The sequence below is a fragment of the Mycobacterium sp. NGS57 genome, from assembly GCF_059812405.1.
Genome location: NZ_JCALCP010000005.1, coordinates 102438 through 116508 on the forward strand (window position 1 = coordinate 102438; position 14071 = coordinate 116508).

Here is a 14071-nt window from a genome sequence, read left to right on the forward strand (position 1 = left end):
GTCTGAAATGTCGTTCGTGAGTGTGGTTTCCGAGGCGCTGGGCGCGGCGGCCACGGATATGGCCGGGATCGGCTCGACGTTGACTGCGGCCAACGCGGCCGCGGCGGCGCCGACGACGGGCGTGCTTGCCGCCGCCGAGGATGAGGTGTCGGCGGCCATCGCGGCGGTGTTCTCCGCCCACGGGCAAAGCTTTCAGGCGCTCACGGCGCAGGCGGCCGCGTTTCCGCAGGCGTTCGTGCAGGCGCTGCAGTCCGGCGCGGCAATGTATTCCGGCGCCGAGGCCGCCGGCGCGCGGCTGCTGCAGCAGGCCGTCGGTGCGGCGAACGCGCCCGTCAGCGCGGCGTCGACCGCGTTGATCATCGGCGGCACGTTCAACCCGCAGCCGACCCCGGGCTACGTCGCCGCCATCGAAAACCTGTTCATCCAGTCCAATCCCCTCTACGCCGGCTACCAGGCGCTGGGCCTTTACACGCCCGAGCAGGTCGCCCCCTTCTTCGGCTCGCTGACCCTGGATCAGTCGGTGCTGCAGGGGCAGATGATCCTGAACAACGCGATCATGAACACGCCGGCCGGCCACCCCCTGCTGGTGTTCGGCTATTCGCAGAGCGCGGTGATCGCCACCATGGAGATGCGGGCCATGGATGCGCTGCCGCCGTTCGCCCGGCCGAGCCCCAGCGACCTGTCGTTCATGCTGATCGGCAACGGGGACAACCCCAACGGCGGGCTGTTCTCCCGGTTCACGTTGCACATCCCGTTTTTGGACATCTCGACCGCGGGCCCGACCCCGCCGGACACCCCGTACCCGACGACCATCTACACCCTGCAATACGACGGCCTGGCCAACTTCCCGCAGTACCCGCTCAACATCGTGGCTGACCTCAACGCCATCGCCGGCGCGGCCTTCGTGCACCCCCAGTACGCGTTCTTGACCCCGGATGCCCTGGCCAGCGCGGTCCCATTGGCGACGTCGCCGGGCTATTACGCCAACGGCGGCATGACGCACTACTACATGATTCCCAACCAGAACCTGCCGCTGGTGGAACCGCTGCGGTATATCCCCGTGGTGGGCACGCCGCTGGCCGATCTGCTGCAACCCGATCTGCGGGTGCTGGTCAACCTGGGCTACAACCCCAACGGCTACGCCGACATCCCCACCGCCGCGCAGCTGTGGCCGGGCTTCAGCCCCATCGACGACCTGCTGCGCGCGGTTCCGGCGCCCTACAACATGCTCATCGCCCAGCCCGTCGTATCGCCTTCTCCCCCACCGAACTTCAATCCGGTGACCATCGCCGGGCAGCTGGTGCTGGGGGCGCAGCAGGGGGTGACCGACGCGCTGGTCGACTTCGGGGTGTTGCCGGCTTCGTACTACGCGACGACCTATCCAGCGATCAACGACCTGTCGTACATGACGGCGGTTGCGTAGCGATACGGGTAGATGGCCAACAGCCGGGCGTCGGCGGAAAATCGCAGCCATCGCGACACGGCGTTGACCCCATGAAGTAGCGAACCACCAGGCGGGCCTGCTGAACAGAGGCGACATAAATACAAACTTTCCTGGGTAAACCGCTGCGCAACGGTTTGTAGTCAACCGATACTGACCGCAGCGAGGAGAGGAAAGGCGAGTGAAGTCGCGCGTCGGTCAGACATTTGGCAAGTACGCCATCCGGCGTCTGCTGGGGACAGGCGGCATGGGCGAGGTCTATGAGGCCTACGACACCGCCAAGGGCAGGGTCGTCGCCCTGAAGTTGCTGGCGGACCAGTACGCGCAAGACGAAACCTTCCGCGCGCGATTCATGCGCGAATCCCGCGCGGCAGCGATCCTGCAAGAACCGCATGTCATCCCGATCCATGACTGGGGAGAGATTGACGGTGTCCTGTACATCGACATGCGGTTGGTCCATGGTCAGACGCTGCACGACTTGCTCAAAAGCGGTCCCCTTGAGCCAGAGGCCGCCGCCGACATCATCGGGCAGGTCGCTTCGGCCCTGGACGCCGCTCACGGCGAAGGACTGATCCATCGCGACGTGAAACCGCAAAACATCCTCGTCACACCAAACGAATTCGCATATTTGGTCGACTTTGGCATCGCCGAAGCTCGGGGCGACACTCATCTGACCGTGGCCGGGTATCAAATCGGCACCTTTGACTACATGGCACCGGAACGTTTCGCCGACGAAAAAGCGACCGCAGCTGTGGACGTCTATTCGCTGACCTGCGTCCTCTACCAAGCACTGACAGGCGACAAACCGTTTCCCGCTCACAGCGCTGGGCAGGCCATCAACGCTCACGTCTCATCACCGCCTCCGCGGCCCAGCGCCGTGAACCCACGAGTTCCGGCGTCTTTTGACGAAGTGATCGCTCGCGGGATGGCAAAAGACCCTGACGACCGCTACGGCAGTGCAGGAGCTCTGGGACGCGCAGCGAAGCGCGCACTCTCGTCATACCCCAGCACAGCGGTCGCTCCAGGATCGCAACCTCCGATGCCTCAACCGAGTGGGCCCCCGAGCTATCCGCCGTTCAATGTCCAATATCCCTATCCAGCAACCGGTCCCACGCCTGTAGCAGTTCCCGAGCGAGGAATCGCAAGGCAATTCCTGATCGGAGCCGCCATCGCGGTCGTCGTGGCCCTGGTATGCGGTGTCGGTGTCATCATCGGTTTCCTTGCCAACCGAGACTCCACCAGCTCGGAGCCCTCGACAGCGGGGGTCGTCCCCTACACCGGTCCCGTAACCACGGGTGAAACCGAATCGCCTTCAGCGACACAGTCGTTTCGGGCGCCAACAACTTCCACGCTTGCTCCCCAAGATCCTGTCCAGCGGCTACGGCAAATCGCTAGTGACGACCGATCTTTCGTCAGCGCGCAACTCGCCGACCGCTGGGTTCCACAGCTCAGCTCAAAGCGTCCCGGCGTCGTCGATGACGGCGTGCTGTGGGACAACTCGATGACGCTGCAGGAGCACCTGAAGCTCAGGCAGCGGTACCCCGACGCGCGGCTCCTGTGGTCGGGTGACTGGTCAACTTTTTCGGCGCCGGACTTCTGGGTCACAGTCGTCGGCGTTACCTCTACCGACTCTGCGCCTGCGCTGGCGTGGTGCAGGTCCCAAGGGTTCGATCGGGACCACTGCATCGCCAAGATCGTCAGCACCACGCATCCCGTTGCGGGAAGTACGGCCTACAACTGACGCCGCCACACGCAAGTTGGCATCGTTATCGAAAGCGGGGGCTAGCCTGAGACCGTGTTGGCCATCCCGACTCTCAAGTTCAGCTATGGCAATCTGCTGCTCGCACGCCTTCGCGAGCTTGGCTCGGCCCATTCCGAGGAGCTCCTCGGCGACGATCCGGGGCAGCTCTTCAAGTCCCAAGGACCGTTCGAGAACCCGCAGCGGCGGGCTCGTGATTGTCTTCGGTACGCGAAGATGCTCGACCTGGTAGTGGAGGACCAGCACGGGTGGAACCTCACCGCGCCGGGCATCGCTTACGCCGAAAATGTCGACCGCAGCAATCCATGGATTGTCAATGGCATCCAGGCTGCGGTCCTTCGTGACCGGCTAGCCGGTGACGCTCCGCTGGCTGGGGACGCTCATATCGCTCTTCAAGTTGTTCGTGACTTGCCCGCCGACTTTTCCAATGACGACCTCGGGCGCGCGCTAGCTGAGCATGCGAACACCGACCAGTGGCGAGCAGACCGGACCTTCGAATCGCAAGGTGCTCGCTACCGAGAACTCCTTACCGAGAGTGGACTCACCAATAGAGACGGTGAACTAACTGAGCAGGGGGTTTCTTTCCTTGGACGACAGCCTTCGGTCTGGTGGGTGAATCAAGGCGCCACCTACACCAAGGAGCGCGATGGAGGGTTTCTTTGGGCGCCAATGCTTAACAGGCTGGGCCGCCCGCAATACCACTGGGACACAATGGATGACGTTCGTGAAGGTGATGTCGTTCTCCACTACAGCAACGGTTCGTTGCGTGCGGCAAGCTATGTAAGCGCAGCTGCGAGGCCGGCGCCGAATCCGCTCGGTGGCCAGGCCTGGGAGGACGCGGGCCGACTGGTCGAGACGCAGTATCAGGAGCTAAATGAGCCAGTCGCGCTTGGGGCTATCGACGAGGCTGCCCGAATCAGGCAAGGTTCGCCATTCACTGTCTCTGGATCCGTCCAACAGGTCTATCTCGTTCGGCTTCAGGAAGACTTCGTGAACGAGCTGGCCCAGCGGTTCCCCGAGCTTGCTGCGCACCTGCCTGCGGTACCGTCCGACGCGCGTTCGACGCCACCACCGCTGAAGACGCCTATGCCGGACGAGCTGTTTCGTGATTTCACCTTCGCGGTGGAAGCCTCTGGACTCCGCTTCCCAGCAGGCTCGAATCTTGTTCGATCATTCGTGAGCAGTCTGCTTGCCAAACCCTTCGCAATCCTGACGGGACTCGCCGGTTCGGGCAAGAGCCAGCTCGCGATGAGACTCGGTGAATGGTTCGGCACAGATGAACACGGACGTCATCGCCACGTAGTCGTCCCCGTGCGCCCCGACTGGACAGGACCCGAATCCATCTTTGGCTACGAGGACGCGCTACGTTCGTCGGCGTCTGGCGCCCCAGTGTGGTTCGTTCCGGAAGCATTCGAGTTTGTCCTCCGCGCGGTGAACGACCCCGAGCACCCATACCTGCTGATCCTCGACGAGATGAACTTGGCCCACGTCGAGCGGTACTTCTCGGACTTTCTCTCCGGGGTCGAATCGCGGCGCCCGGTCTTGCCGGATCTAGTCTTCGATCAATCATCTCTTCAATGGCTCCTACGCGACGCAGAAGCAGAGCGGCAGCCGTTGCCGCGCAATCTTTTCGTGGTCGGCACTGTCAACGTGGACGAGACGACCTACATGTTCTCGCCGAAGGTTCTCGACAGGGCCTCCACCTTCGAGTTTCGGGTGACCTCCGATGAACTCGATGCCGAACTCCAGCGACCCATTGCTGCGCCGGCGGGAGAGGACCAGCGAGTGCGCGCCTTCGCGTCGCTGGCTGAAAGCGACGATTGGCAGCGAGAGCATCCTCATCCGGCTCGCGCCGAGATTGTGTCGACGCTTCGCGAGGCGCACGCGATCTTGGCTGGGGCCAACCAAGAGTTCGGGCACCGAACGCTTTACGAAATCCTGCGATTCTGCGCATTTTTCGCAGCGACGGGAGATACCGATGCTGATACGGCGCTCGACCTCGCGATGATGCAAAAAGTTCTGCCCAAGCTACACGGATCGCGTCGGCGCCTCGAACCCGTTCTCACCGAGCTCGATGCGCTGGCGGTAGGGACCGGTACGGTCCCGCGGCTTCCGATAACACACCACAAGATCGTCCGCATGATCGAGTCCGTTCGCGCGAATCAGTTCGTCAGCTTCGCTGAGTAACCATGTCCCAGGATTCGGTGCAGTTGGAGCTTCGAAATGACGAAGGCCACGTCGTCGGCAAGCTGCTGATTGCCAACCTTCCAGGCCGGGAAGACACGACGCTCTCGCCGCACGGTGATGTCGCATTGCGTGAAGCGGCAATGTACCGCTACCGAATAATCAGCGACGCAGCGAATGTCAACGTCGAGCCGCGTGAGTTGTTCGATCCTGATGATCCTAGTTGGAAGCAAGGGAGGCTACGTCCTGGTCAAGCCGTTGGGCGTCTGCGGATCCGAGTCGTTGATCGCGCGACAAACCTAGCAGGGACGACCGAAGTCGACGTTCTGGCAATCAAACTCGACCACGAAACTGAGTATCGCCAGATGCTGACTGATATCTCCTCGTTCGCTGCTGAGGCAGTCTTGCAGGGATTCGCCCCAAGTTTGTTGGATCTTGCGCCAAGCGAGCTACCTGTCGAACTGCTATACCTTCGCTTCGCGATGATTGCGGCGTATCTACGTAATCCGGCGGTCGAGGCGGCACTTGCGCGTGTGACCTCGCAACCACACCGCACATGGGTATCTCAGCAAGAGATCCGTCCGGTTGGGTCGCCGTTTCCAGCGGGGGCCGGTTTCCGCCGCGCAGTGTGCGCGCCCGGTCGACGAGTGCCCTGGACGGCTGGCTCGGCCGCACTCGCTTCTTTGCCCGCTGCTCTCACCCGTGACCGCACCGAAGCGAGCGTCGACAACTCAGCTAATCAGTTCGTCAAGTTTGCTCTAGAGCGTTGGCGGGCCATCGCGCTGGAATTGCTGAACCGGCTATCGCTAGCGTCGCAGACGGTCGAGTCAGGACCGCTGCGCCGCGGTCAACAAATCGCTGCTGAGGTCGGAGCTCAACTCGATGAGTACCTGGCGCACCCCCTCTTCCGGGGAGTTAGTTCCCTACGGAGGATGCCTAGTTCGGACCAGGTGTTACTCAAGCGCGCGGGCTATCGCGAAATCTTCCGGACGTTTGCGATGACTGAGTCCGGCCCTACCGTGCGGATGGATCGCGTAGACATCACCGACGTCTACGCAGCCTCGCAACGCAATATCGCAACTCTGTATGAGTTTTGGTGCTTTCTCGCGGTGGTGGATTCACTCGGGCGAGTCTGCGGGGAAGACCGGACGGCGCGTGCCTTCGCTGTCGCTGAAGATGGCATGTCGATGACTATGCGATCAGGCCGCGCGTCGAAGTTGTCGTGGTCTGTCAGACGCGGAGGCCGCCCACTTCGTGTCGATGTCTTCTTCAATCGGACGTTCGCCGGAAGAGATGATCGGCGGGGCTCATGGAGCCAAGCGATGCGTCCTGACTGCTCCGTGCGAGTTCAACCTGAAGGGAGCACGCCTTCGCGCATTCCCACGCAAGAGCTGGAGATCTGGCTCCACTTCGATGCGAAGTACCGTGTTGACAATCTCCTGGCGCAGCTGGCACCCGCACCTGATTCCGATGAGTTGCTTGGCGAATCGACGACCGCTGGCGTTACTAAGCGCGACGACCTGCTCAAGATGCACGCATACCGAGACGCGATCTCGCGAACGGCAGGAGCATACGTGCTGTATCCCGGATCAGAGATCCAGGACATCCGACGACATCCGGGGTTCAAAGAAGTGTTGCCTGGCCTCGGCGCCTTTCCGCTCCGGCCGAGAAGTGAGGGTCTGCAATTGTCATCGGCGGCCCTCGACCACTTCCTGAGCGATGTGCTCACACATGTCGCTAGTCAAGTCACACGCGACGAGCGGCACCGCTATTGGACCGCGACTGTGCATCGACCTGGTCAGCCCGACCTCGTGTCATCACTGACGACGGACTTCCTGGACGAACCTCCTGCGGATACAGATGTACTTCTCGGTTTCGTCCGAAATGTTGGACACCTCCGATGGATAGAACGTTTGCAGCAGTACAACATTCGCGCGGGAGATCGGGTTGGCGCCGTAGAAATTGGCGGGCGAGAGCTCGGCGCCGAGCTTCTTCTCTTGTACGAGAACCGGAACGGCTCTCTCCATGTGGTCCACGCTGCGAAGGTAGCGCGCTGGCGGCCATCGACGGCAGGCGATTTGATGGCCACTGGATACCCCGACCCTCGCGGTGACATCTACTTCGTCGCCGACCTCGAGTTCGTCGAACATCTGCCCGCGTGGGCCGACTCGATCGACCTCGAACTATTGACATCGAAGGCCCGCTACGGGGCGCCAATTGTGGTGACGTGGTGGGATGTCGTCCGAGCAGCGTCGATCGTCGAGCCGTGAGCCGACGGGCGAGCGGTCAGGCTATCGGAAGAAATTGACTCGGATGCCTCGAAGAACGCCGACGATCGGCGGACAGCGTGGCATTTTCTTCAAATTCTTTGAGCAAGCATTCGTACGGTAACTTTGCCACTTTCGCTCGGACCGGCATGCCTTTCTTTCAGATGGATAAAATCAAAGGTATTTGCAAGGAGATTCTGGACCTCCCCCGCCTTCGGAAGTTGCGTATGATTACCTTTTCTATTCGCAATAGTTTCAATATAGAACAAACCACCTGAAGCTAAAGACCGGGCAATGTTAGTTATCAGTCTGCTTTCGAAAAAGTGGACGTTCAGAGCTCCACTGAACTGACCTTCTTCAAAAGGCCAATCGTCGTCAACCAAATCAATCTTAAGAAGCTGAAGATGACTTCGTTCCCTCTTCGCAAGATATTTGTTGAAGCAAGCCAGTTGCCCAAGAGCTTTATCGTCAATGTCCGCACACGTGATCCGACACCCCAATTCTTGCAGCGTCAGGGCATGCCGCCCATATCCACACGGCGCATCCAAGATCGGTCCGTCGAGCGCCGCGAAAAGCGGTATAAACTTTCTGAATTCTGGAGCCAGCGACCTTTCTGATGGCGCATCCATGGTATGCGTATGCCTCGTCCTGCCACTTATTGAATCAAATCGGGGCTATCCCGCGACTGAATTTCGGTCGGCCCGTCGAGAAAAAGCCTGCGCAATCGTCGCGGGCCGAGCAGCCGTCGCACGCGCGCACATACGTGTTCTTCCAGTCTGAGATGGATTGCACCGCGAAGGGTCGAACGCTGGGGTGAAGCACGCACAGAGGCAGGTTGTAGACCGAAACGTTGACCCTAGCCGTCGACAGCGCGTCAATGCCGGCCGCCAACTGCTCTTGATAGTCCATCGGATCGACCCAAAGCACGTTATCGTTGGCAATCGCAAAGCCGGTATTTTCCAGGCCCATCAGCGCCACATGATCCACGAACGGGAGATTCCGAGCGATCCACGAGCAGGTTTCACGTAGACGCGGCGCAGTAATCGCGTGGAGCACTACCCGAATTTCAACCCGCTGCCCGCGGTCTTTTAGCCGCAGCACACCAAGGACCGTCTGGTCGAACGCCCCCTTCGCTTGCACGACGTAATCGTGGATGTAGTCGACGGCGGCATAGAGCGGTATGCCCGCCGAAAGATGCGGGTGGCCAACTGCCGTCCAAGCGCTCACGACGTCGCGAGATGCGAAGGCACGGCCATTGGTCAGCACGTGCAACGCTGTGTTCGGGAGCAGATCACGCGCCAGCTCGAGTAGACGGATGAACCTGCGCCATTCCGTGAGCGGTTCGCCGCCAGTGAAAGTAAGAGAGGGGGTCGTTGGATCTACCAGTGGCAGCGTGTCCTCGATTTCATCCATCAGCCAGCCGTCATCGACTGACTTGGGTGGCTGCGAACACATCAAGCAATAGTTGTTGCAGCGCTCCGTCACGAGGAAAAAGTTGTGTTTCGAAGAGCGGCGGTAAAGCACCCGCAGCCGACGGGTTTCAGGTTGGATGCGCAGCACGTCGCCGTCGCCGAGTTCGGCGAACCCGGTGGGTAAGCGGACGTAACTCAGCGAACTCTGTGCTGGACGCTCATCGCGGCCGACAGCGAGTTTGTAACCATGCGCGCGCGCCTGCTCCCAGTCTTCTCGCTGCACAACTAACGCGGCATCTCGATCGTCCGCAGCGAAACTTGCCGGGGATCGAAGCCGCCATGACCGCCTATTCGGCCCTAGGCTGGCGAGGTCGGCTGCGGGTGCACGTCCGGAAAGAACAAGCGGTCTCATTGCGCCCAGCTCCGGAGGATGGCGGCGTCTTCAGGGGAATGTTCCAGCAGCTCGAACAGATAAGTGATCACACCCTTCTGTCGCTGGCAGAACTCCGACAATGGCTTAATCCCTAGTGGGTCTTTCTGGGTCGCATGGTGGTAGACAGGATCAGCGCCGCAGTGAGGTTCAAATACGCAACTTGAGCACTGTGGCGCCGTTTGCGTTAGTGAATCCGCGACAGCCGAAACCAAGGTGTCGGACAACACTAAATCTCGATAGCTGTGCTCATGGACGCTGCCAAGTTCGAAGGAACGGTCCCCCATCTCGGCGAGCATTCGGGCCTCGTCGGAGGCAAATACAGCTCCATCGTAATTGTAGACGAGAGCTCCGAGCCCAGCCCCAGCCGGGCTCCTCAGATCGACATACCCGATCGGCTCGTCACTTAACATCCGGCGAAGTATTAGGGCCGAATAGAACTCGGGGAAGAACCGGCCAGAATTGTTGATTTCGAGGATGTATCGAAGACCGTGTTTCCAAAACCGAAGCCAATCCTCGCCACGATACTTATGAAACTGCTTGGTCTTGATCGCAAACCCGTAGGGAGACAGCGGTCGAAGGAAGATGCCGTCGAGCCCCTGCCTGAGGTATTCGTCCACGATCTCTTCGACACGATCCAAACTCGCCTCAGTGGTCGTCATCAATGCACCGACCCGATCCGGTCCGAGGCGCTCTTTGATGCGCGCAATTCCCTCTACCGCGAGCTCATAGCTATTGTTGCCTCGCCGTGGGCGGTTCTTATTATGAAGGTCGCGAGGTCCATCCAAGGATGTAGATAGCAGAACATCATGCTCGGCGCAGAAGTCAAGTATCTCGTCATTCAGCAGCGCCAGGTTGGTCGTGATGACGAACTGAAGTAGTTTCCCGCGAGCGGCCGCACGGTCCTCGGCAGCAAGGACAATCCATTGGATTAGTTCGAAGTTGAGGAACGGCTCGCCCCCCTGAAACTCGATCTTGATCAGCGGAGCTGGCGCGGAAAGCGCAATATCCAGCGCCTTCGAGGCCGTGGCCTGGTCCATGTCGTAGCGGGAGCGGTCCTTGCTTTGCCTGGACACTTGGCAATACGGGCAGGAGTGCTCGCAACGCAGTGTGACCACGAACAGGTGAAGTGGCGTGGCTGCTCGCAAGAAGCTCAGCCGGCTACGCAAACGAAGCGCTAGGAGCTGCTGCTGGGTCGGTTGCTCAACCGACCCGACGAAGAGCTTTTCGAACGCACGCTCATATAGGCCGTCGCCTGCTTGGAGGTCGAGCGCACACAGGCGGTCCAGCTCGACTTGGGTCATCTCCAGCATGTCGCCAACCAAATTGCCTACAAGGAAGCGGTCCTCGCCGAGCCGCTCAAAACGGATTGGCAGAAGTTGAATCGCCGACGCGTGGGGTACAAAGGCGTCTGTTCCGGCGAAGCCTCCCAGGAGTCACCCCTCCTCCACTAGGGAACCAAAGGCTAAAGCGACGATGACGTCGCGGAGCCGATCAGTCTCTCGGCTCACTTTCTCGCGAAGATTTTCATCTGTAACGAGATTCAAAAAGTGAATCCTCAGCTCGTCAGCTTTATGCGGCTGAGACGGTGAGAGCCGACAAACATATCGCCCGTCCGCTTTGTCTATCTGGCAAGCGGCCAGCCCGATCAAGCGATACGCAGCCTCTTGCAGTGCACCGAGCGACTGCATCGATGCGTTGAAGTCGACAATGACATCCGACATCAATACGAGCTGGAAGCATGCGACGCATGCGATGCGTGAGAACCATGCGATGCGTGAGATCCATGCTGCGGGACCATTATGCCGTCGCTGTTCTGGTGAACGGTGAAGCTCATAAGGTCTTGGCCAAGCGGAGGGCTTGCCGTGGCCTTCGTCTCAACTTCGGCGGCGGTCGCAGACCCTTCTGCGATAAGCGCTTCGTCGCACTTGGCCTCGTTCGCGACTGTTGGCGCGGCGGCCGGTGCCGCGAGGGCGCCAAGCGCGGTAGCAAGGTTCACGACTTTCGTAGTCCTACGCACGTAACATCCTCTCAAGCTTGCCTAATGTCCCGTTTGGCGGTCCTCATGTCCGGTGACGTGCAGCCCGATTCGTCGATGAGAGCGTAAACGGTGCCACGCTTATCCATATCGGGATTTCTGAAAATTTTTTGCAGGTTGTCGCCGCCGTTATCAGATCCCAACTAAACGCGCGGCGTCCGCCAGCGGCGCGTCCACTACACCTATCGACAGAAGCGGCCCGTACGCCTATCGGCAGCAGCGGCCCGCGCGCTTCGCTCCCGCGCCCGCACCTGCGAAGAGTCGCCGCCAACGACGGCGTGGCGTCGACGCTTCCAATGTCGCGCATGCGCGAAGCAAGAGATCGGCCGTTCGCGGCACTTCTCCGCGCGCGTCAGATAGAGGCGGAGGATCAACTGAAAATGTGGTCTGTCATGTCGAGCCACCTCTAGCATCGGGCTGGCACCACCGCGAGGGGATTTCGTAACTTTTCCAATCGATCGTCGAAATTTCCCCGGCCAAATCGACCTGAGCCTGACTTTCCGATCCGTGGCGCTGAGCCAGACCGCTCGACGCGTGATCGCGTTCCGTTTTCCAGGCTGCCACTCGCGACGCCTCGAATCCGCTCGTCGGTTGCACCCGTTTGTCCAATTCGGGCATGCACGGCCACGTCAACCGCCGAATACAGCCCGCAATGTTATGGGCGCCGCGGCAGCATCGAAAGCCACCCCTCCGAAAGCAACTCCAGCAGCTGCCCATCCGGATCCCGAATCATCGCGGCTCCCTCGGACACCGACCCCTCGACCACAGCTCCCCCGAACTCGGCCACCTTCGCCAACACACCCGGCAGATCCGACACCGAAAACGAGATATGCGTCAGCCCGATCTGGTCCATGGTGCGCTCGGACCCGGCATGCACCCGGCGCTTCGAGTAGTCCATCAGCTCGAGCACTAACCCGTCCCGCACCAAGTACGTCGCGTGCACACCGAGCGGCTCAGGCAGCCCGACGAGCTGGGCGGTCATGTTGTCCGGCGGGTCGAGTTCCCACCAGAACTGGAAACCGAGCAGGCCCTCGTAGAACCGGCGCGACCGCTCGCGATCCGAGACGCACAACCCCACATGGTTGAAAACCGTTCGATGACTAGCCATTCCAACCTCCGTCGCGAGCCGCCCCCAGCCCTATCTGCACACACCCAAAAGCGTGACAATGCGAAGATAGCCGAACACGCGGCCACGACCGGCAAATAAGCACACCGCTTCGCTTGGAGGGCTCCCCGATGGCCACCCGCCCCGACGTCACCGACGACGCCGTCGTCGACTTCGACCATCACTCCGACGACTTCAACCTCCACGAACTGGCCATCAACGCCGACCTCCGAAGCAAATGCCCCGTCGCCTGGAACACCAACTACGACGGGTTCTGGTACCTGGCCAGCTACGCCGCGGTCAGCCACGCGGCACGAGACGGCGACACGTTCGCCCACAAATACGAGCCGAACGCCCAAGACGGCGTCGACTACCAGGGCGAGATGGGCGTCCCGCGCCCCGAAGGCCAACCGGCCCTGGGCATCGGCGAGGTCGACGGCCCCTACCACCAGGCCCTGCGCCACGCCCTGGCCCCGTTCTTCTCCCCCGGCGCCGTCCACAAACTCAAGCCGTTCATGGAACAAAAAGCCCATGAGTTCCTCGACGCAAAAATCCACGACGGACGCATGGACCTCGTGCTCGACTACGCCAGCCCCGTCCCGGCCATCCTCACCATGAAGCTGATGAACCTGCCGTACGACAACTGGCACCTCTACGCCAACCTCTTCCACTCCGTCATGGCCGTCCCCCAGGACAGCCCCGCCTACCTCGACGCCATCGCCCAAGTCCCCGCCATGATGCAAGGCGTCCTCGACCACGCGGCCACCCGGCGCGCCAGCCCCGAGGACGACCTGACCAGCTTCCTCATCCAGTTCGAATTCGACGGTCGGCGCCTGTCCGACGAGCAGCTGCTCAACATCATCTGGAACCTCATCGGCGGCGGCGTCGACACCACCACCTCCCAGACCGCGCTGACGCTGCAGCATCTGGGCACGCATCCGGCCCTAAGACAGCAACTCATCGACCACCCGGAGCTCTACCGCACCGCCATCGACGAATTCCTGCGCTACTTCTCGGTCAACCAAACCCTGAGCCGCACCGTCACGAAAGACGTCGAGCTGCACGGCCAGCGCCTACGCAGGAACGACAAAGTCGTCATCAGCTGGCTCTCGGCCAACCACGACGAGAAAGAATTCGACAAGCCCGACGAGGTCATCCTCGACCGAACACCCAACCGCCACCTCGCCTTTGGGCTCGGGCCGCACCGCTGCATCGGCTCACACCTCGCGCGCTCGATGTCCGAAACCATGGTCAAGGCGGTCCTCGACCGCATCCCCGACTACCAAGTCGACGTCGACAACGTCCACCAATACCTGGGCAACCCGAGCATGACCGGGCTGGGCACGCTGCCGGTCACCTTCACGCCCGGAGCGACGCGCGGCTCAACGAACGCGTGACCGACACCGTCGTCGTCAAGGTCAAGCCGGGCCGCCGC

The 14071-nt window shown here is 61.1% G+C and carries 11 protein-coding genes; 5 read left to right on the plus strand and 6 right to left on the minus strand.

Features of this window, described 5'->3' with window-relative positions; all coding sequences use genetic code 11:
* Positions 1-7: 7 nt before the first annotated feature.
* The 4 genes from AC5Y43_RS11440 (at position 8) to AC5Y43_RS11455 (ending at position 7654) form a co-directional block, all read left to right on the plus strand.
* Positions 8-1423 (plus strand): PE family protein, encoded by a 1416-nt coding sequence (locus tag AC5Y43_RS11440; RefSeq protein ID WP_499972392.1) that lies wholly within the window; start codon positions 8-10, stop codon positions 1421-1423.
* Positions 1424-1622: 199 nt separating this feature from the next.
* The gene (locus tag AC5Y43_RS11445; protein ID WP_499972393.1) at positions 1623-3182 is read left to right on the plus strand and encodes a serine/threonine-protein kinase; all 1560 of its coding nucleotides are present in this window, start codon (positions 1623-1625) and stop codon (positions 3180-3182) included.
* A gap of 54 nt (positions 3183-3236) precedes the next feature.
* Positions 3237-5387, plus strand: a complete 2151-nt coding sequence (locus AC5Y43_RS11450; protein ID WP_499972395.1) for an McrB family protein — start codon at positions 3237-3239, stop codon at positions 5385-5387.
* Between the two features lie 2 nt (positions 5388-5389).
* Entirely contained in the window at positions 5390-7654 is a 2265-nt protein-coding gene (locus tag AC5Y43_RS11455; RefSeq protein WP_499972399.1) for a DUF2357 domain-containing protein, read from the plus strand.
* Positions 7655-7743: 89 nt separating this feature from the next.
* Here the strand turns inward: AC5Y43_RS11455 and AC5Y43_RS11460 are convergent, their stop codons facing one another.
* The 6 genes from AC5Y43_RS11460 to AC5Y43_RS11485 form a co-directional block, all read right to left on the minus strand.
* A complete protein-coding gene (locus tag AC5Y43_RS11460) occupies positions 7744-8280 on the minus strand; it encodes a class I SAM-dependent methyltransferase (RefSeq protein ID WP_499972401.1) in 537 nt (178 codons plus the stop codon).
* 34 nt (positions 8281-8314) lie between these two features.
* A complete protein-coding gene (gene hxsC / locus AC5Y43_RS11465) occupies positions 8315-9346 on the minus strand; it encodes a His-Xaa-Ser system radical SAM maturase HxsC (protein ID WP_499972402.1) in 1032 nt (343 codons plus the stop codon).
* 125 nt (positions 9347-9471) lie between these two features.
* Complete coding sequence (gene hxsB / locus AC5Y43_RS11470) at positions 9472-10926, minus strand: His-Xaa-Ser system radical SAM maturase HxsB (RefSeq protein WP_499972849.1); 1455 nt, start codon at positions 10924-10926, stop codon at positions 9472-9474.
* A 3-nt stretch (positions 10927-10929) separates the two neighbouring features.
* Positions 10930-11217 carry an HxsD-related protein gene (locus AC5Y43_RS11475; RefSeq protein WP_499972403.1) on the minus strand — a complete coding sequence of 96 codons (288 nt, stop codon included), beginning with the start codon at positions 11215-11217 and terminating at the stop codon, positions 10930-10932.
* Positions 11217-11513: a His-Xaa-Ser repeat protein HxsA2 gene (gene hxsA2, locus AC5Y43_RS11480; protein ID WP_499972405.1), complete on the minus strand. Its 297-nt coding sequence runs from the start codon at positions 11511-11513 to the stop codon at positions 11217-11219. Before hxsA2 ends, AC5Y43_RS11475 begins: the two co-directional genes overlap by 1 nt.
* Before the next feature lie 673 nt (positions 11514-12186).
* On the minus strand, positions 12187-12639 hold the full coding sequence (locus tag AC5Y43_RS11485) for a VOC family protein (protein ID WP_499972407.1): 453 nt from the start codon (positions 12637-12639) through the stop codon (positions 12187-12189).
* A 128-nt stretch (positions 12640-12767) separates the two neighbouring features.
* Here AC5Y43_RS11485 and AC5Y43_RS11490 point away from each other — a divergent pair, with 128 nt between their 5' ends.
* On the plus strand, positions 12768-14033 hold the full coding sequence (locus AC5Y43_RS11490; protein WP_499972410.1) for a cytochrome P450: 1266 nt from the start codon (positions 12768-12770) through the stop codon (positions 14031-14033).
* Positions 14034-14071: the final 38 nt, after the last annotated feature.